Raw genomic sequence first — 18105 nt, 5'->3', positions numbered from 1 at the left:
CCTTTGTGACCTCTCTGGCGGAGTGGCCAGGCCCGAGTGGACCATGTGCCTGGCCTACAGCCGGATACGAGGGGTGTTCAAACGATCCGGCAACGTTTCAGAGAACATCAGACCCCGAAAATCGGGTTTTCTCAGGCGCAAACTTACCCAGGGGGATGGGTGTTTGGCCGTGGTCCTCTGAATACTCGCACCCGGATTTCAGCGATTTCTGCCGTCCACGCGGGTGTCTTCGCAAGAAGGCGGAGGATTGGTGGTCCGCCGCCTTTGTGAGTGGTGACGTCTCAGTGCTGAACGCTTTCTGTTAGCAACAAGCTAGCGCGATACAGCGGTTTTCCAAGGTTTGACGGCTAAAATCTGAATGAGCTGTCGCAGTGTTTTCAGTCGCATGTTGAAAGTAAGCCCAGCGCCATAAGTAGCCATGTCTGCGAATTTTGAAACACGTGCAGGCTTACCGGTTCGATTTGGGCAAGCCTGTGCCGAATTATCCCCGAATTGTCGGCAAAAACCGGCGTGCGGGTTTCCAAGGATTGCGACTTGCTCTGGTTTATGCCCTTTAATATCCACTTTAACTAACCTGTTTTATGGCGGCATGATGATGGGTAGCCTGTTCTCTATTCCTGATCCGATCGCTTTGCCGGTTACCGGCGAGGACGACACATACCCGGTTGGGCGAATCTTTTGTGTGGGCAGGAACTATGCCGCACATGCGGCTGAAATGGGACATGAGGTCGACCGTGAGGCCCCTTTCTATTTCACCAAGGCCGCTGCAAACGCGGTCCTGTCTGGGTTGACGACGGCTTACCCTCCAGGGACCGAAAATTTCCACCATGAGATGGAGCTGGCTGTTGCAATCGGAAAGCCGGTTTTTCAAGCTGATACTTCTCAGGTGCAGGAAGCGGTGTTTGGCTTTGGCTGCGCCCTGGACATGACCCGACGTGATCTGCAAATTCGAGAGCGCAACAAACAGCGCCCTTGGGATCTTGGAAAAGATTTCGAGAATGCAGCCGTATTTGCCCCTCTGACCCGCGTGAGCGATTGGCAACCCGACCCGCAAAAACGCATCATTTTGCGCGTTAATGGCGAAACCCGGCAGGACGCAACCTTGGATGAGCTGATCTGGTCGATTGACGAGATCATAAGTCACTTGTCCGGCTATTATCATCTGCGACCAGGGGACTTGATCCTGACCGGAACGCCGGCTGGTGTAGGACCGGTTCAGCCCGGAGATTCACTGGAGGGGGAGATTGACGGGTTGCAGCCGGTCAAATTGAGTATATCAGACCCTAATTAGGGTCTTTTTGCCAATTCTCGGCAAATTCTATGTCATCCAACCCGGCAAAGCGACGAACCCGGTCCAGTTCGGCCTGTAGGCGGCGCGTCCGGGCATCTGACCACCGTACTGTACGTTCTGGCCACAGCGCGCTGACCCGCAGCACCGACTGATCGCGATGGGCCTTCATGTCGATCCGGCCAATCAGCCGGTCGCCTTCGAGAAGCGGGAAAACATAATAGCCATAGGTGCGTTTCGGGGCGGGGACAAACACCTCGATCCGGTAGTGAAACCCAAACAGCCGCTGCGCACGGTCACGGTCACGCAGCATGGGGTCAAACGGGCTCAGCACTCTGATCCGACCCGGCGCTGGGGGGATCTGCGCGGCTTGTTCAGCAACATCCGGGCGTGCAAGCAGTTTCCTGACCTGACCATTGGCACATTCGATCTCGATCTCTTCGACATGGCCCTCGGTCAAGGCGGTTTTGCACCAGCTTCGGGCTTCTGCGGTGCTGACCGTATCCCAAAACGCCGCCAATTCGCCCGAGGTCGCAAACCCCAGCCGGTCAAGTGCCGCATGGCACAGCCAATCCACGGTATGTTCGGCGTCACAAGGCATATTGCCGGGGCAAAGATGCGTCTCGATCACCCGCTCGGTCAGGTCATAGCGTTTCTGGAACCCCTGCCTGCCGATCACGGTCAGCGCGCCCGAGCGCCAGAGGAATTCAAGCGCGGTTTTCGACGGGTGCCAATCCCACCATCCGCCGGAGCCTTTCTTTTCGTCTTTTCCCACATCCGACGAGGAAACTGGCCCATGATCGCGTATATGCTGCAATACGGTTTCAAATTGCTGCTCAAACCCATCGCGACGCCAGTTTTTCCAGCGCGATTTCAGCAGGTCAGCGTCGCGCTGAAACCGTAGATGCCAATGGGGGTAGAACTCCATCGGAATGACTGCGGCATCATGAGTCCAATGTTCGAACAGCCCACGGTCACGTTCATACACATGCTTGAGGTTTTTGGCGCGATAGGCGGGCCTGCGCGAAAACAGGATCATGTCATGGGCGCGGGCGACCGTGTTGATACTGTCCAGCTGAACAAATCCCAGACGCCTGATCAATTCAAGCAGGTCAGGCCCTTTCGCAGCCCCGGACGGCTGTTCTGCCAGCGCGTGCCGGTCCATGAACAGGGCGCGGGCCGCCCGATTGTTCAGCCTTTGCATCGCCATGGGTCAGCGGCGTTTCAGCGTATCGCCATAACTGATCTTGGGGGTCAGAGTTATGCGGTTTTCAACCTCGGAAGCGGGATCGGAAAGCTGAACGGCGATTATCTCGGCTGCCTTGCGCCCAATCTCGTGTCGACATGCATCCATTGTGGCCAGCTTGCGCGGCAGACCCTGTAACAGTTCGACATTGTTGAACCCTGCCAAACCGATCTGGCCTGGAATGTCTATCCCCTGGTCCAACAGATACAGCAATCCACCAGCACCAATCATGTCGTTGGAATAATACAGGAAATCCAGATCCGGTGAGCGTTCCAACATGGCTTGAGTCATCTCGCGGCCTTTGGCCAAGGCCGAGCCCCCGGAATAAAACTCGCGGTCTTCGATCTCGATCCCATGCTTGCCCAGCACTTCGGTAAAGCCTTCGAACCGTTTCCGAGCGCGGTGATCCAGGGGCATTTTGGTGCCCATAAAGCCGATATGTTCATAGCCCGCTTTCAGGATCGCCTGTGCCATCTCACGTCCAGCGCGGCGATGGGAAATCCCGACCATCGCGTCCACCGGCTTACCATCGGTGTCCATGATCTCGACCACCGGAATCCCCGCCGAATCCAGCATGGCGCGTGCGGCATCGGTATGTTCCAATCCGGCGATGATCACGCCCGAGGGCCGCCACGAGAGCATCTCGTACAGGACTTTTTCCTCTTTTTCGGGCAAATAATCGGTGACGCCGACCACCGGCTGTAGCTCGGTATCCTCAAGAATCTGATTGATCCCGGTCAGCACCTCGGGGAACACCATGTTCGACAGCGACGGGATGATCACTGCCACAAGGTTCACCCGGCTTGAGGCAAGCGCACCAGCGATTTTGTTCGGCACGTATCCCAGCTCTTTTGCTGCGGCCAGAACGCGTGTGCGGGTCGCATCCGACACGTCACCCCGATTGCGCAGAACCCGGCTGACCGTCATCTCAGACACTCCGGACGCTTCAGAAACATCACGAAGGGTGAGCGGGCGTTTGTTTTCTGTGGTCACGGGGTGCACCTGCGTTGTTGTTTTGTCCGATGGTAGCGTGAACAGGACGCATTTTACAACTGCCCTTCAAAGCCGATGACAACCCGAAAAAACCACGTTACAGAGAGTTTTGCGCGGCCCCGTGGCTCAACTGGATAGAGCAGCCCCCTCCTAAGGGGCAGGTTGCAGGTTCGAATCCTGCCGGGGTCGCCAAAATCACCTGAAAAATATGGATTATTTACAAGGCTTTGTGCAGGAGCCTGCAAAAAGTCCCGCCAGCTTTCGGACCGAAATCGGCTGAAACGGCCGATTTCTCGTACAAAACCCGTACAAAATCCGCACGTTTGTGCGCATTTCGGGGGACAATCATGAGCCGTCATAGCTTTGATCCCGAAATCGCCGAACGTGTCGGTCTCAATGCAGCGGTGATTTTCCAGAACATCACCTTCTGGATCGAGAAGAACCAAGCCAACCGTCGCAACCTTCGCGACGGGCGGTATTGGACTTACAATTCGATCTCAGCCTTTGGTGAGTTGTTCCCCTATCTGAGCGAAAAGCAGATCCGAACAGCGCTTGAAAAGCTGATCAGCGCAGAGCTGATTATCAAGGGCAATTTCAGCGATGATCGGTATGATCGGACCTGCTGGTACGCCTTGGGCAACTCCATTCGCCCAAATGGGCAAATCGATCCGACCGAAAGGGAAAATGATGCATTTGCCCCTGAGGGCAAGCCATCTGCCCCAGAGGGCAAATCCTATAAGAACAGATATAAACCATATCAAAAACCAAATCCTTCGCACGCGAGGGCGGCGGTGGAGGATGAGATTTCAGAAAAGATTTTGTCCGCCTATCCCGAGGATCGCATTCGCAGCAAAGCGGTTTGCCTCTCACAAATTCGCCAAGCGCTGGCCGACGGCGTGGACGCCAAAGACCTCGAGGACGCCGTGCGGACCTATGCGACCGAGAGCGAAGGTTTCACCCGATCCAAGGTGTGCTTCTCCGACAATTGGTTCACATCTGGACGTTGGTTGAAATATCTTCACGACGTCGAGGAAGCGTGGGAAGCGGGCAAAGCCAAAGAGGCCGAATTGCTGAAAGGCTTGGCCGACTGGGTGACAGATCGTCACCCACTGTGCCGCCACATCACACCCGGCCAAGTGACAGCTTTGCTGGTTGCAAACCTGGTCAGCCCCGCTGAAATCGAAGCGGCGGGGCTCAGAGCATGAACGCGACCGATCCCAACAAAGAGCAGAGAGCAAGGTTACCCACCGATTACATCGGCGGGACTTGTGAGGGGCGGCAAGCCTCCCCTTCAAACCCCAACCAGACGCGCGCAAGCGGCGTCAAAGAGGGCCTTTCCGAGAGCGTTATCTTTCGATGCACACCGTCGGAAAAGGCAGCACTTGTGGCCAAGGCACACGCCGCTGGCCTGCCCAATGCCACGTTGATGCGCGAGGCCTTGGGGCTGACCGAGGCACGCCGGCGCAAGCCTGTCCCTCGCGTTGATCCGAAGCTGACCTTCGCCATTGCCCGCGTCGGCGGCTACCTCAATCAGCTCTCCCGCTGGATCAACGGCGCGGTCAAATCCGGCCGTGCGAACCAGATCGACGCGCTCAAGGTTGCTGCTCAGCTGGTGACCATCGAGCGGCAGTTGGCGCAGATCGTGGCGGCACACACAGGCGGCAACGAATGATCATTTCCTTCTTCTCCACTGGGACCGGTGGCGGTGCGGCCCCGGTGGACTACCTAACCGCGCGCGAAGTTCTGGCCTACGACGAGAACCGCAATCTAATCCACGACGACACCGGCCAGCCATTAACCAAGATCCGCGACCCGCTGCCGGAGGTGCTGCATGGCAACCCCGACCAAACCCGCGACCTGATCGATGCGAGCCCCAACAGATGGAGCTACACGGCAGGCGTGATCAGCTTCACTGAGAGCGATGATCCCAGTCCCCCCGCCCAGCAAGAGGCCATTGAGCTATTTGAGGCTCTGGCCTTTGCTGGGCTGGACAGGGACCAATACGACTGCCTCTGGGTGCGACACACGCACGAGGGCAACGTCGAGCTCCACTTCTGCACGCCGCGTCTCGAACTCAGCACCGGCAAGGCTCTGAACATCGCCCCGCCAGGACATGAGAACGCCTTTTCCAGCCTGCGCGATTTCATGAATAAGACGCACGGTTGGGCAGACCCTTTGGAGCCTGAACGCGCCCGCGAAGTGAGGGCGACGGTTGAGGTCCCAACCCGCGCACAGGGGCGCGAAGCGCTACACGACTGGATCCGCGATCAGATCAGCGTCGGCAACATCACCGACCGCGCCAGCATGATCGATGCGCTTACCGAGGCCGGTTTCGAGATGCCTCGCGCCAGCAGGAATTACATCACCGCCAAAGACCCCGACACCGGCGAACGCTGGCGATTGAAAGGAGAGATTTTCCATGACGACTGGCAAGCCGAACCGCCTCGCCGAGAAATTGAACGCGGACCTGGAGACGATCCGGAGCGACCACGCCGCCTTGATGGCATCTCAGTTGGAGAGCTTCAGGAGCGATTTCAGCAGCATTGCGACCAGCGCGCTGCATACAATCGAGACCGATATCAGGTTCTTTCTCAGCGACAGCAGGAGCGAGTTGGAGAGGCGGAGCGAGACGATCAGGCGCTGGTTGACGATCTCACCTTGGGTGATCGTGGCGATGGTCTCAGTCTGGATCGTAACAGTGCTGATCGCGAGTTGGTTTTGGATGGGCTTGATCAAGAGCTCGGAGATGACGGAGCTTGGCCTAACGCGGATCGAACGGGCTGGGAAGACCTGGGTGACGCTCGACCCGGACCGAACGGAATTGAAGACCTGCACGATGGCGCAAACGCCAATCATCTGCATCGAGATCAAGGAGCCTTAGATGACGCAATCCCTGACAGCATTGGAGCGCGAATTGCTCGCATCCGTCGAACGGTTGGTGACGGCTTGCGAGAGCTCAGCCAAGGAATTGCACGCCTTGGAGAAACGCTCGACCAGCAAGATCGAAAGCAAGGTGAATGGCTTGGCGCATTGCGTGGCGCTATTGATGAAATCACATCTCACGTCCGTCACCACATTGGCCGACTTGCTGCGCGAGGAGCAGAACTACGAGACGCTGCAGGCGAGTTTAGAGACCAGCTGGAAGTTAGCGAAAGACGCCGAGAAACAGCTGAACGAGAGCTAGATGCGAGAGATAGCCACCGAAGCGCGGGACACTCGCTTTGACGAATTTCCAAGCCGCAGAAAGGCATCACATGCAATTCGACCACACCCAATTCACGCTCGGTTTCCGCCAAGCCCTAGATCACGGCATTGACTATCGCGACTTTGATAAGGTCGACCGCTTGCCCAAAAGCGTTCCCCTGATGGCTATCGCTGGCGTTTGGGGCGACTACAGTGACATTCGCTGCCTGTTCATCGACCAAATAGGTAAAACCTACCGTCGCCATATAACCGGCCGTGCCGGCCAGTACATCGTCCGCGAGTTGGATTTGAATGCGAAAGAGATGGAGGTCGGGCAGGTGGTTGTGGTGGAAAATGACTAACTAGCGTCGTTGCGGGCAGGGAGTGTGAACTCCCCCGTCTGGAGCGGCGGCGACTCTCAGGAAGCTCCAAAGCGGACTTTGATCATCGAAAACGTGGATACATCAAATAGCGCCTCGACCGTCGTAGGTATCTACTCGTTCGCGGTAACCGAGTAGTCGATTCCTTTGACTGAAAGCAGCAGTTCTGAACGTTCCTCCATGATGGCGTTGGCGATGCTTTGCAACCAGGCGACCGTCGTTTCCAAATTCATTCTTTCGCCGGTGTCCGGGTGCTCCCATTGCCGCGTTTCGCGCATGCAAATTAACAGGCAGCCCACCCGACATCGCTCGTGGTTCAGATAGCGCCCCACGAGTTGGTCGATCAAAGCATCTCTTAGTTGGCTTCCGCTCCATCGATGTCTTGCGTCATCTAACTTCGCCTCTATTGATGCGTATCGGTCCAAACCGGCTGCGTGCAGTCGGATATCTGTTCGCTTTTCAGCAATTGCCACGGCTTCTTGTGTGACAATGTATGCACCACGAGCGTTTTGGGTCAGCCAGTAGGAAAGGAATTGACGTAGCTCTGTTTCGCCTTCCACTTTTCGCAAAGTCGCTACAGTTGTCTGCTCGTCGTTAAGCAGGTGGTGTTTAAAGTCTGCCAGCCTGTGATTCATGACCGCAAATAGCGATGGGTCATCATAGGCACGGTAGTTTCGCTCTTGGTCGAATATTCGGAATACCGAGGCATTCATTGCCTCGGGTTCCGATATGGTCGCCGCCAACTCTGTAGCCATCTGTTTCAAACGGTCAGTCAGATGCGCGAATTCGGGCATTGCGGACAATTCGTAAAGCACCGACAGCGTTCTCGGCGACTTCGTCGAAGTAAGGGTGCTCAGAAGGTACCCGCGTGCTTCCTCAGCGTGGTCGCGAGTGTTCGGCGTAAAGGTGCCTTCATGATGCTGATCCTCTTGCGGGCGCACCGTTTGGTAGGCTCTTATGACTAGCTGGGTCAACAGATCGAGGCGACGGCCATTCTCCACCCCATCAAAACTCGGTTGTCCGCCCCAGTGGCGATCACCGAAAACCGCGGCAAATATTGAAATTGCAGCTTCTCGGGACTCTTGCGTTGATAAGTCAGCGGTCGCGGCCAGCGCGGATTCGCACCCTTGCTCCAGGCTCAGTTGGGTCAACATTTTCAGCCAGAACAGCTGGCTTTCAGCAGTCATTTGGTTGGATGTGTCGAGATAATTTTGGATCGCTCCAACGGCTTTCGAATTGGCCTCTTCCGTGCCATGGCCAGCAATCAGTTCAAAGGCGTATTTGAGGTCGTTCTGGGTATTATGCCCCATCGCATTCTCAAATGTCGGTAGGCTATCTGTAGCCGCTGCGGCTGCGATTTCGCGCATGAATGGTGTGCCATGGTGGAGTGCGTCGTGCAAAATGGGCGCACGTCCTACATCCATCAGGTTTACAAGTTGTCGGTTGATTTCAGTTCCAACGACTTCCTCGACGGCGCGTGGCTGGGCCATTTCGAGCTGCGACAGAAAGGTTCCGAATCCGTTCAGTTCCAATGTTGAAATACGCGTCGCCCTAACTGCTTCATCATGCGAAAGGGCTTCGGCCCAATTCTCGGTCTCAGCCTCACATTTGAGCGCAGCAAGTGCCATCAGGCTGGAGGCTGAATAGCTATTCCGATCTTCTTCTGCGCGCTCACTGAACAGCGATACGTCGGTGCGCCGCCAGAACTCAGACAGACCTTCCCTTACTCTGGCGAGAAAATCCGGAGAAAACGCTGTCTCAACAAACTGTGCATCCCAATAACCCCACGTATTGTGGTCGAGTTCCGTGTGCTGCATGACATTGTGTAGGCTGTACAGCGTGTTTTCTCGATCTGCTTCCCCGAGCATTAGATCTTCGGCAGCAAGAACCTCCTGACGCCATTGTCTCCAACCCTCCTGCCGCTCACCTTCTTCGATTTCACGGTCCCGTTGCCAGTTTTGGTGTTCAATTTCGTGCTCGTCGGGTTCTTGAGGTGGAGGGTTTAGGGTTCTTTGAAGCTCATCAGACAGGTCGGACCGATCGGCAACCAGTTCCGCAATCTGTGCCGCGAGGTTGGAGTTTTCTCCATCCCAAATGAATGAGCGAAGGATATGAAACGCCACCCCACGCCGTTCCGCTATCGCATCGGGCGCGAGAGACTTAAGAAGCCAAGGAATGTCTGCATCTGAGAACGGTCTGAGCGTGCCACCATAGTCAGTCCGAAATGCTCGTTGCCTATCGTTCTCAGGTGCTTCGAGTGCTTCCGCAAGCTCAAAGCACGTCCAAAAATAAGCCTCACGCAGTCCTACATCGCGCGACAACAACCCTCTCAGCTCTTCGGTCTCGTCTTTTGCAATAATGCTGTTGCGGCGTTCACCAAAATGAAATGCGACCGCCACGCTCCACGCCCAATTTGCGATCGCTTCAACGGTACTCGGCGGTGTGAGATGACAAGCCGTTATCACGGGATCGACGAAGTGATCATAGCTTGAATGCGCTTGGTAGACGCGACTTCCCTCGGTGCGGTTCGCCCAAATTGCGTCGACCAGGTCGTCCCTGACTTGGACCTTTTGCTCTGCGCTCATGGCATCCGACTTGATTGCCTGAAGCAGCGCATAGCCCAAACCATGAACGGAACGCGGTACTTCGTTCAGCGATCTTGCAAGAGCCAGAAACTCCGCCAGTTCAATTGCTTCAGGAAAAAGATCAGGCAGCACATTGCGCACAACCCGTTCGGGCCAATTGCCCGCCACCATGCTAGTCCCGATCTCGCGTTTCTGCTGATTGCTTCCACATCTAAGAACTGCCCAGACAGCGTATGTCCGATGGTGGTAATCCAAGTTCTCATCGAAGGCCGCTTGAAACGCCAAATCGGCACAATCGGCCATTGGCGTCAGGTACACCATTTCGAGAAGTAGCTCTCGCGTGTCGTGACCTGTATAGGCTTGGTCCCACAACTCTTGCACCAGCGGCGCCAGCTCCGGTGTCGACACGCGCTTTAGCTCAGTGTGCCCAACGCCGACCCTGCGCCAGTCGCTACCAGAATATCGCTCAACGAACCTGCGTAACAGTTCCGCGCGCAGTTCGAGGCTTAGAATCGCAGGTATTCCCTGGCGGAAAAGTAAGAGAGGGTTCCGCTCTTTTACCTCAGTCAGAACGTCGGGGTTCCACAGTGCCAACCAAGCCACCAAAGGTTCCATACTTGGGACTATCACGCGCTCTTGTCCGACGATCGCGAACAACAGGTGATGGAGGTCGCTTGTCGCAAGACCTTGCTCACGCAACTTCTGAAGGCGTTGTGCGGCCAAGAACTCTTGCGTGGATCGATGATGAAAGCGCACAGCACCGACGCCTGTGGGGTCAAACAAGGACTTGCCAAGCAACTCGACCTGCTCATCGTGCGACCAACCCGGCAAGATGTCGGCTACACTGACCCCCTCTTCGTCACCCCCAGGCGCTGCAAAGTAGATTGACCTGCGCTTCATGAGAAATAGCGCAAGCGCAATCCGCTCCGCCCCTTCCATGCCTTTTTCCACGGTTAGATCGTTACGCTTTTTGTCAGAGGTTTCGCGAAGCCGTTGGCCAATGCCAAAGACCAATTGTTCTTGAAGGTTGCCCAGATGTCCTTCCGCCGCCAACTGATCAAGCGCAGCCATGATGTCCGCAGGCAATTGGTAGAGGTGCCACAGCTCTTTTTCCTCTAAGTGCTGGGCAAAGGCATTAGCGTGATCTGCCGCGTAGAGACGCGCAAATTCAACGATCTCATTTCTAGATAACGGCAAAAGCGCGAGAACCTTTACAGGTTCCTCCCTACCGCCGGCCTCCTCCTCCCCATCACTAGGGGGTGGGCCGCCATCTCGTGCAATCACTGCCGTGAAAACTTCTTCACCTGCAGGAGCTTCAGTAACCTCGGCGGCTCTTTCTCTCGGCGCAACCAAAGCGGTCACAACCTGAAAATCCAGCTCGTCAGTCCAATCATTTGGTCGACATGAAACGAAGAAGCGCGCCCGGTGTGTCTGCGCTCCGATAGCAGTCTGAATTTTTCGCAATGCACGCCGCAGCGTGCCCTTACGCAACTTCAACTCGTCGACCGCGTCCAAGAAGAACACTGCCTCTGCGTCAGATGCCTCTAACCAGTGCTGAAATTCTTGCTCTTCTTCCGCGGTGATTGAGTCCAAAAACTCTCCGTCTTGAAGCAATTCAAGTGGGACAAAAAACGCTGCTTGCCCCTGATCCTGGAGCGCTTGCTTTTGCTGTTTGAATTCATGGGTCTTACCGCACTTCCCCTCACCCAAGACGACGACACAGCGGTGAGCATAGAGGTCGCTCCAACGTAGGGAACCATGCTCATAACTCCCCCAGATAGACATGTAGTCTGGGTCGCGCAGTCGCTCTTCTGATGGGGGTGCAAAACGACGTTCAAATGGGACGTGGATCATGTCGCGGTCCACAAGACACGCTTGTCTTGACCCTCCCCAAGAACAATCTGCCAATTCGCAAACTTAGCCTTAGCTTCTCCCGATGAAACCAGCCCTTCGTGCAAGGTGATTTGGATTTGACGGCCGAACGATCTTTCTGCTTTCGCCGCCACAACAAGTTTTGTGTCGGTCCTAGTCACTGAAAGCATGGGCGCTTCAGAAGAGTATTCGTCAACGAAGCTAGTCTCATCGATCTCAATTCGTACAGATGGAATGATCAGTCCACCCCAGCTTTCGTTGCCTTCGGCCTCGAAGAACATCGATTTATGCTGCCCTGAAAGAAAAACCGCCGTCGGCACGTCGTTGAGTTGGCCAACCAGTAACGTTTCCTCATACTTCGAGGTCGGCAGGATCAAGCTGAGTGGCTTTGCGATACCGACTTTTCCGACTGTGAATTCACTTGGCGACAGCATTTTTTCTCTCAGAATAATAACCCATGGGCGGTAGCTGGGATGATCATGAATGGCCCTGCAGTTTCGATTTTAGCATCTCTACTAATCCCAACCCATTCGAATGTCGGTTCGACGGCACTCTGGACAATGTACAGCTATGGTCGGTCGATTATCGCGGAGAGCTTCACGTTGCTCGTTCTTGCTGAGCACCGCGGATTCGAAACGGTGACCGCAATTGTTGCAGCGAAAGCGAGCACGTTCAGGCATGACTGATGCCTGCTTGCTCAATAAACTGGCTCCATAAGTACTCTGCAGCTTGCTCAGGATTTAGCCGGTCAGTTTCATTCCCGAACATCGACATTGTCACCACAAGGAACTGTTCGTATTCGTCGGACGAGACGTTGAAGCCGCCGTTTGCCGTATTGTCTGCTGCGTTCTCATTGAAAGAAAAATAGATGTCGCCCAACGCGAACCCCGCGTTTCGGCTGTGCACTGTTATGTGCGCCGTTCCTTGCTGCCGGCCACGATTGACAACGGTGCTGCCAAAGGAGTTCGCGCCTCGGTCTACAAATCGGCCCCGCAACCCATCGACTGCATCTATCTCGCCAATCGCCCGTTTGAAATATTCCCTGATCGTATCGAACGCTGCGTCGCGATATTCGCTGTGGTCGATTTCGTCAAAGTCGCGTTGAACGCGATAGCGGGGCGCGACTTGCTGTGTTGACGCTGGCGCTGTTTCATCAGCGGTTGAATCGAGCGCATTCGAAGCACCTGCATCGACTATCCGGCGAATTTCCTGAATGACATCTAGGTACGCAGTATTCGCGTTTGTCCAATCCGAGATCGGCAGACCGTCCTTCGGCACCGCTTTCAACCGTCGGAGCTGAGGCATTGCAGCCCAGTCGCATGGTTCGACGATGACGGGGACAACCCGTGCCTCGCGTGCTTCATGCCGCTCCAAGGCTCGTTGCATCTCTCGTTCGACACAATAGTTGGACGCGATGAAGTCGGGGCTAACCATCAGTAGGAAAAGCTCAGCCGCCTCCAACTCTTCGCCGATTTCATCGTCTAAAACCTCACCCGCCAAGATATCGCGGTCGTACCATGTTTCGATCCGACCTTCCCGCTGAAGGTTCGCAAGATGAACATGCAGGCGGTCAAGCGCGTCTGCATCTCGGTGGGAGTAAGAAATGAAAGCTCTCATGTGTTTGCTCGAAATGTTTGTATTTTGTTCTATTTTATATAGCCGGGTCCAAGTCGGCAACTAAGTTTCGTGAGCTGCTGCGCAATTCGCAAGTGGGGTATCACGTCCCAACCAATATCTGCTCTTATTGAGCTGCAGCGGAGCGCGAGTTATCAAAACCAAAGGCAGGTCTGGTCCGTCAGTGAATACAACCCAAGTAGTTCTCCCCAAAACGGTCCATTGCTATAGGAGCAATTCGCTCGTTGACGTTCTCATCAATGAATAGCCCCCAAGGATATACGTCGACGTTCGCTAGGTCGAAATCGTCTTTTGGGTACGGCTTGTTCCGGCTAAGAAATGCGTAGCGGATTCCGGCCCACATCTCGAAGCCAAGTTCGACCTCGAGACCATCATATACGCTGTCCCCAGGAGCGCTGACGATCACCTTTTTGGTAATGTCACCGAGTGCTTCCAACAGCATTATGCTGCATGTATGGGCCATGATGTCGGCCAGCTGGATACCCATTATTTCCTTGGAATCTTGTTCAAAGTGGAAGTTGCAGCCTGCGAGTTCCGCGTCGCCTGCAACTAAAGCCTCAGCCGCACTTTTCTGCTTGAAGAGACCTTCATCAAAGAAGACCTCATGCTGCCTACCCACGAGCCGGGGATGCTTCAATGCGTTACGCAAAAGCGCCAGAGAAGCAGAGCCTAACTTTCTGACGTCATCTGTGCTGTCTACAACGCACAAAGCCATTTTGCAGTTTCGCGTGATAAAACTTTTCAAACTGTTTCGCAGCGCTTGAAGATCACGGTCATCTTTCATTGTCGCTGAAGATTTGAACTCGAACATACTCGGGTCGAAGCCGTGCTTTCGAAAAAGGCTGCCCATTTCCGCTGAGGGATCCGCTTCACATATGGCAAAAGCTGCAAGTGAAAACCCGGATCTATGGTGCTTACTGTCGTCCAAAAATAGATAGGCCATTACTGCTTAAAACAATTCTCTCTGTGCCAGGTTACAAACTCAGTCCTTGGCTGGTTGGCGAGGCGGTCCGGCACCAAGACCTTTCCGGACGAGTTGATCATCGACGTCACGGCTTCGATATCGTTGCTTTGACGGGAAACCAGAATAGTCAGGTCGTCAGCTAACCCAACGAGACCCCGATCAAACATCCAGTGTGCAGTCCCGGACAAGGCGAGACCGTTACTAACAATGTCGGGGCCGTCATGCTCGACAGGTCTGATATGAGCGGCTTCTACTTCAGCTCGGCCACCGCCATTGATCAGACGTAAACCAGTGATGGCGCAGCGCTCGCCGTAGGCGCGCAGGACGTTCTTTCTGAAATTGCGGTCGCGAACCGCGCGATTGGTCAGCTGGTTGACGCGTTCCCGTGCGGGCATGTGTTGAAAAGGTGTTGGCGCGTCTTGAAACCCTGGCAACTGCATCGTGTCGCCCACGCGAGGCAAGATGTCTTCATCTCGTCCAAGACCACGTTCGACTATTCGGGCAAAGTCTTCAGCTGAAAGGGTTCTTACTGCGGCTTGCGCTCGTCCGGATATCTTGCCTTGATCATTCAGCAATCCTCTTTCAATGATTGAATTCTCGTCTCGGAATGAAACAGGGTCGCCGAAATCAAGATACGTTCCTGGCTCTATTGCCGCCAAGAACATATCCGGCTTCCTAGGATCCGGAATGATCTCCTGGACCTTAGCGACAGCAAAATAGCCTTTGGTCTCTTTGACCTTGCTTGGCTCTAGGTAGACGATCCAATCCCCTTCGCACTGCTGGGCACGCGAAAGATATTGTTTGGGAAACTGATACCGCTCCGAGGGAATGTCGTCGTAGATCGAGTCGCTGCGATGGATGAAGATACCGAAGGCCATCGGTTCACCCACGTTGGAGGCGTTCCAGTTTTCGATCGGCCGCGCGTAGGGTCAGCACCGCACCTGTCAAAAATGGAAGTGCTAAGCCAGCCGCTGCGATGGCAAAAATCATGATGGTGGCCAAAACCGAGTATTCGGCGGTCTGTTGTGCCAATGATAGTCGCCCCAAACCAATCAGGTAGAACACACTGGTTCCCAGGAAGATCAGGTAAAGCGGGCCAAAAGGTTCAATCACCTCACGACGGGTGCGCTCCAAGACCGAATGTCGCAACATGTTCCAGCGTTTGCTTGTCTTGTTCACTAGATTACTCCCTTACCAGCTCGATCCATGTGTGCACGTCATCATCCGTCACTTCACGGCCTTCGACATGCGATTGATACCAACGGGCGACGATAGCCCCGCGCTTTTCGCTTTTGATTTTTATACCCGCTTCGTTGAGGTGCTTATCCAGCGAGCTTTCAATGTGTTTGAGCGCTTCGAAATCATGCCCGGCCCGAATTGATTTGGTGCCCAGTAGTAGCCACGGCACGTCCACCTCGAACCGTTCACCCATCGCGACTAGGGCTTCTACAGGCATCCCACGCTGGCCCTTTTCGTAGCTGTGATACGCGCGCGGTGAGACGCCGATAGCTTCCGCCATAGCCGCTTGTGAGAAGCCGATTTCATTGCGAGCAATGGTGAGACGAGCACCCATTGCAGCAAAAAGATCAGCATGTTTCTGCGGCATCGACATTTTCCAATTGACTACTTCGTCGAAATTCGCGAACTTTGCAAAAAATGACGAACATTTACAGTTAATCACATCTGACCACGTCAGAAGGTGCAGAACAAGCGATTCCATGCGCATCACCGATTCAACTTAAGCGGACAAGGACGACTGAAATGGCCGAGACCAACTATTCAGACAGCTCTCAGATCCTGGGGCTTGGGAAAACACCCGCGCAGTGGGTCGAAGTCATGGCCGGGATGGGGATCGATATTTCGGAACGCACGTTGCGCGAGCGAGCAAATGAGACGGGCGCATTCTATCGCCTTGGGCGAACCATGCTGATCACGCCCGCGCAGATTGATACGATTTTTGAAGGAGGCCAGTCATGCCGCTCCAAATTTACAAGAGGGGCCGTGTCTACTGGGCCAAGGGGTGGATTGAATACAACGGCAGGCCAATCGCCGGCCCATACCGGCGAAGCACTAAGGCATCTACAGAAGAGGGCGCACGGGACTGGATAAACCATGAGACTGAACGCCAGATCCGTCGCTACGTCGTGGGCGACGAACCGAGCAAGACGTTCTCTGATGCAATCATGCTCTACAACGCGTCGCCCAAGGCTGCGAAGCAGTTGATCCCGATTGTCGAGGCAATCGGCGACCTTTCGCTAGGCGCGATTTCTGGCGCGCTATTGAAGAGCCTTGGGCCGAAGCTGAAACCCAAGGCGTCGACCGATACCTGGTGGCGTGAAATCGTGACGCCCGCGAGTGCGGTGATCAACAATGCGCACGAGTTGGAAGGTACGCCGCTGATCCGCGTGAAGCCCTACGACAAGTTCGAGCGGATCGCTCAAGACAAGCGGCGCGGGAAGCTTAGCCGCGTCGAGCGCACGCCAGCTGACAAGGAATGGATCGAGGCATTTTGCCGCGCCGCCGATCCGTACAATGCCGCGTTGGTCCGTTTCATGTTCGAAACGGCGGCACGGATTGATCAGGCCGTGTCATTGGAGCCTGATGACCTAAGGCCGTATGAGAACAAAGTTCGCGTGAAAGCGCAGAAGGGGCATCCGGAAAGTTGGATCACGGTCTCGCCTCAGATGATGGACGAGCTGCTCGCGTTGCCGCCGAAGCGCCCCAAGAACCGCAAGACCGGCAAGCTGATGAAAGCGCGCGTTTTCGGCTATGGCAGCTCTACCGGTTACAACACACGCTGGAAGACGATCTGCAAGCGCGCGGGTATTCCGTACCTGTCAGCGCACCCCGCTGGGCGACATGGGTTCTTCACTGAATTGGTGGTCAGACAAGGCGTTGATCCGGTCACCGCAGCTAAGGCCGGGCGTTGGTCCGACCCTAATTTACCTATGCGTATTTATGCCCATGCAGAGACCGATGAGGCCGATGTCAGGGCCCGTTTTCGTACAAACCACGTACAGGATGACGCTGTACAAACACCCAAACAACAGAAATCAAAGAAGGAATAACGCTATGAACTGTTCCCTCCTAAGGGGCAGGTTGCAGGTTCGAATCCTGCCGGGGTCGCCAAGATATCTAATGAAATCATTTATTTTCCATACTTTAGACAGTTCACTCGCTTCGAAAGGTGACACATGACTAAAAATTGGTTCGGATGAGCCAATCAAAATATCCATCGCCGAGAATGAACTTCTTTTGGGGCGAGTGCGGCAAAACAAATTACTGGTCCGAAAGTCGACCGGATATTGTCCGTTCTTGCTCTGTGACGGGGCCAGCCTCGCGAATTTGTGGCATTCGCCAGTTTAGGCCACCGGTCCTGTTGCGCACCCAGCTAATGAGCGCGGCGCTAGATTTATTCTTCGCTGATCTCAGATTGCATAACACCAGGCTGACCACGGCCGGCCTTCCAAAGCCTTACAAAAAACTGGCTTCAATAGGGGGGTAAAAGAAAAAGGGCCCCCAAGCGGCGGCCCTTGATCGTTTTGCAGTGAAAGCTGGGATCAGCCGTTCACGCTGTCCTTCAGCGCCTTCGCAATGGTCATTTTGACCACTTTGTCGGCTTCTTTCTTGAACTGCTCGCCGGTGGCAGGGTTACGCACCATGCGCTCGGGGCGCTCGCGACAGTAGATTTTGCCGACACCAGGCAGGGTCACCGCGCCGCCCGCCGACACTTCGCGGGTGATCAGGCCGGTCATGGCCTCCAGCGCAGTGTTCGCAGCTTTCTTGTCGGTTCCCATTTCCTCAGCGAGAGCAGCAACCAGCTGAGTCTTTGTCATAGGCTTTGCCATTTCTTGGTCTCCTTAACGTGCCCGATAAATAGGGCCTCACCGCGTAACTGTAACGGGATATTGTAGGTGAACACAACGAATAGTAGCGTCGAAAACCCTAAAAATAGGGGG

Annotated in this window: 16 protein-coding genes and 1 tRNA gene; 7 read left to right on the top strand and 10 right to left on the bottom strand. The window is 55.0% G+C overall.

Annotation, left to right across the window (positions count from 1 at the left end; all coding sequences use genetic code 11):
* The first annotated feature begins 592 nt into the window (after window positions 1-592).
* On the top strand, window positions 593-1291 hold the full coding sequence (locus AC2FLE_RS19100; RefSeq protein WP_496699022.1) for a fumarylacetoacetate hydrolase family protein: 699 nt from the start codon (window positions 593-595) through the stop codon (window positions 1289-1291).
* Here AC2FLE_RS19100 and AC2FLE_RS19095 read toward each other — a convergent pair.
* On the bottom strand, window positions 1284-2498 hold the full coding sequence (locus AC2FLE_RS19095) for a winged helix-turn-helix domain-containing protein (protein WP_496699020.1): 1215 nt from the start codon (window positions 2496-2498) through the stop codon (window positions 1284-1286). The genes AC2FLE_RS19100 and AC2FLE_RS19095 overlap by 8 nt on opposite strands.
* Before the next feature lie 3 nt (window positions 2499-2501).
* On the bottom strand, window positions 2502-3527 hold the full coding sequence (locus AC2FLE_RS19090) for a LacI family DNA-binding transcriptional regulator (RefSeq protein WP_496690504.1): 1026 nt from the start codon (window positions 3525-3527) through the stop codon (window positions 2502-2504).
* 115 nt (window positions 3528-3642) lie between these two features.
* On the opposite strand from AC2FLE_RS19090, the gene AC2FLE_RS19085 reads away from it, so the two are divergent.
* The 5 genes from AC2FLE_RS19085 to AC2FLE_RS19065 all read left to right on the top strand — a co-directional run bounded on the left by AC2FLE_RS19085 (window position 3643) and on the right by AC2FLE_RS19065 (window position 7072).
* Window positions 3643-3719, top strand: a tRNA-Arg gene (locus AC2FLE_RS19085).
* Between the two features lie 155 nt (window positions 3720-3874).
* Window positions 3875-4732, top strand: a complete 858-nt coding sequence (locus tag AC2FLE_RS19080) for a hypothetical protein (RefSeq protein ID WP_496699019.1) — start codon at window positions 3875-3877, stop codon at window positions 4730-4732.
* The gene (locus AC2FLE_RS19075; protein WP_496699018.1) at window positions 4729-5199 is read left to right on the top strand and encodes a plasmid mobilization protein; all 471 of its coding nucleotides are present in this window, start codon (window positions 4729-4731) and stop codon (window positions 5197-5199) included. The genes AC2FLE_RS19080 and AC2FLE_RS19075 overlap by 4 nt, the downstream gene beginning before the upstream one ends.
* On the top strand, window positions 5196-6752 hold the full coding sequence (locus tag AC2FLE_RS19070) for a relaxase family protein (RefSeq protein WP_496699016.1): 1557 nt from the start codon (window positions 5196-5198) through the stop codon (window positions 6750-6752). The genes AC2FLE_RS19075 and AC2FLE_RS19070 overlap by 4 nt, the downstream gene beginning before the upstream one ends.
* 29 nt (window positions 6753-6781) lie before the next feature.
* Window positions 6782-7072: a hypothetical protein gene (locus AC2FLE_RS19065; RefSeq protein ID WP_496699015.1), complete on the top strand. Its 291-nt coding sequence runs from the start codon at window positions 6782-6784 to the stop codon at window positions 7070-7072.
* 131 nt (window positions 7073-7203) lie between these two features.
* Here the strand turns inward: AC2FLE_RS19065 and AC2FLE_RS19060 are convergent, their stop codons facing one another.
* From AC2FLE_RS19060 to AC2FLE_RS19030, 7 genes are all read right to left on the bottom strand, one after another.
* The gene (locus tag AC2FLE_RS19060; RefSeq protein ID WP_496699014.1) at window positions 7204-11529 is read right to left on the bottom strand and encodes an NACHT domain-containing protein; all 4326 of its coding nucleotides are present in this window, start codon (window positions 11527-11529) and stop codon (window positions 7204-7206) included.
* A complete protein-coding gene (locus AC2FLE_RS19055) occupies window positions 11526-11981 on the bottom strand; it encodes a hypothetical protein (protein ID WP_496699013.1) in 456 nt (151 codons plus the stop codon). Before AC2FLE_RS19055 ends, AC2FLE_RS19060 begins: the two co-directional genes overlap by 4 nt.
* Before the next feature lie 238 nt (window positions 11982-12219).
* Window positions 12220-13164, bottom strand: coding sequence for a toll/interleukin-1 receptor domain-containing protein (locus tag AC2FLE_RS19050; protein ID WP_496699012.1), 945 nt, complete (start codon window positions 13162-13164; stop codon window positions 12220-12222).
* Between the two features lie 178 nt (window positions 13165-13342).
* Complete coding sequence (locus tag AC2FLE_RS19045; RefSeq protein ID WP_496699010.1) at window positions 13343-14125, bottom strand: DUF3800 domain-containing protein; 783 nt, start codon at window positions 14123-14125, stop codon at window positions 13343-13345.
* Entirely contained in the window at window positions 14125-15024 is a 900-nt protein-coding gene (locus tag AC2FLE_RS19040; protein WP_496699008.1) for an HNH endonuclease, read from the bottom strand. The genes AC2FLE_RS19045 and AC2FLE_RS19040 overlap by 1 nt, the downstream gene beginning before the upstream one ends.
* A gap of 4 nt (window positions 15025-15028) precedes the next feature.
* Window positions 15029-15325, bottom strand: a complete 297-nt coding sequence (locus AC2FLE_RS19035; protein WP_496699006.1) for a hypothetical protein — start codon at window positions 15323-15325, stop codon at window positions 15029-15031.
* A gap of 4 nt (window positions 15326-15329) precedes the next feature.
* Entirely contained in the window at window positions 15330-15866 is a 537-nt protein-coding gene (locus AC2FLE_RS19030) for a helix-turn-helix domain-containing protein (RefSeq protein WP_496699004.1), read from the bottom strand.
* A 253-nt stretch (window positions 15867-16119) separates the two neighbouring features.
* Between AC2FLE_RS19030 and AC2FLE_RS19025 the strand changes: the two genes are divergently transcribed.
* Window positions 16120-17214, top strand: coding sequence for a tyrosine-type recombinase/integrase (locus AC2FLE_RS19025; RefSeq protein ID WP_496699002.1), 1095 nt, complete (start codon window positions 16120-16122; stop codon window positions 17212-17214).
* A gap of 492 nt (window positions 17215-17706) precedes the next feature.
* Here AC2FLE_RS19025 and AC2FLE_RS19020 read toward each other — a convergent pair whose 3' ends face one another.
* Window positions 17707-17994: an HU family DNA-binding protein gene (locus tag AC2FLE_RS19020; protein ID WP_142637567.1), complete on the bottom strand. Its 288-nt coding sequence runs from the start codon at window positions 17992-17994 to the stop codon at window positions 17707-17709.
* Window positions 17995-18105: the final 111 nt, after the last annotated feature.

It is taken from the genome of Ruegeria sp. CDSA077, from assembly GCF_059612265.1.
This window is presented reverse-complemented; position numbering and strand designations above follow the sequence as displayed.

Excerpts from the sequence above, each read along its gene's own strand:
- AC2FLE_RS19100 (WP_496699022.1), top strand. The coding sequence starts at position 593 with ATGATGGGTAGCCTGTTCTCTATTCCTGATCCGATCGCTTTGCCGGTT.
- AC2FLE_RS19095 (WP_496699020.1), bottom strand. The coding sequence starts at position 2,498 with ATGGCGATGCAAAGGCTGAACAATCGGGCGGCCCGCGCCCTGTTCATG.
- AC2FLE_RS19080 (WP_496699019.1), top strand. The coding sequence starts at position 3,875 with ATGAGCCGTCATAGCTTTGATCCCGAAATCGCCGAACGTGTCGGTCTC.
- AC2FLE_RS19075 (WP_496699018.1), top strand. The coding sequence starts at position 4,729 with ATGAACGCGACCGATCCCAACAAAGAGCAGAGAGCAAGGTTACCCACC.
- AC2FLE_RS19070 (WP_496699016.1), top strand. The coding sequence starts at position 5,196 with ATGATCATTTCCTTCTTCTCCACTGGGACCGGTGGCGGTGCGGCCCCG.
- AC2FLE_RS19065 (WP_496699015.1), top strand. The coding sequence starts at position 6,782 with ATGCAATTCGACCACACCCAATTCACGCTCGGTTTCCGCCAAGCCCTA.
- AC2FLE_RS19060 (WP_496699014.1), bottom strand. The coding sequence starts at position 11,529 with ATGATCCACGTCCCATTTGAACGTCGTTTTGCACCCCCATCAGAAGAG.
- AC2FLE_RS19055 (WP_496699013.1), bottom strand. The coding sequence starts at position 11,981 with ATGCTGTCGCCAAGTGAATTCACAGTCGGAAAAGTCGGTATCGCAAAG.
- AC2FLE_RS19050 (WP_496699012.1), bottom strand. The coding sequence starts at position 13,164 with ATGAGAGCTTTCATTTCTTACTCCCACCGAGATGCAGACGCGCTTGAC.
- AC2FLE_RS19045 (WP_496699010.1), bottom strand. The coding sequence starts at position 14,125 with ATGGCCTATCTATTTTTGGACGACAGTAAGCACCATAGATCCGGGTTT.
- AC2FLE_RS19040 (WP_496699008.1), bottom strand. The coding sequence starts at position 15,024 with ATGGCCTTCGGTATCTTCATCCATCGCAGCGACTCGATCTACGACGAC.
- AC2FLE_RS19030 (WP_496699004.1), bottom strand. The coding sequence starts at position 15,866 with ATGGAATCGCTTGTTCTGCACCTTCTGACGTGGTCAGATGTGATTAAC.
- AC2FLE_RS19025 (WP_496699002.1), top strand. The coding sequence starts at position 16,120 with ATGCCGCTCCAAATTTACAAGAGGGGCCGTGTCTACTGGGCCAAGGGG.
- AC2FLE_RS19020 (WP_142637567.1), bottom strand. The coding sequence starts at position 17,994 with ATGGCAAAGCCTATGACAAAGACTCAGCTGGTTGCTGCTCTCGCTGAG.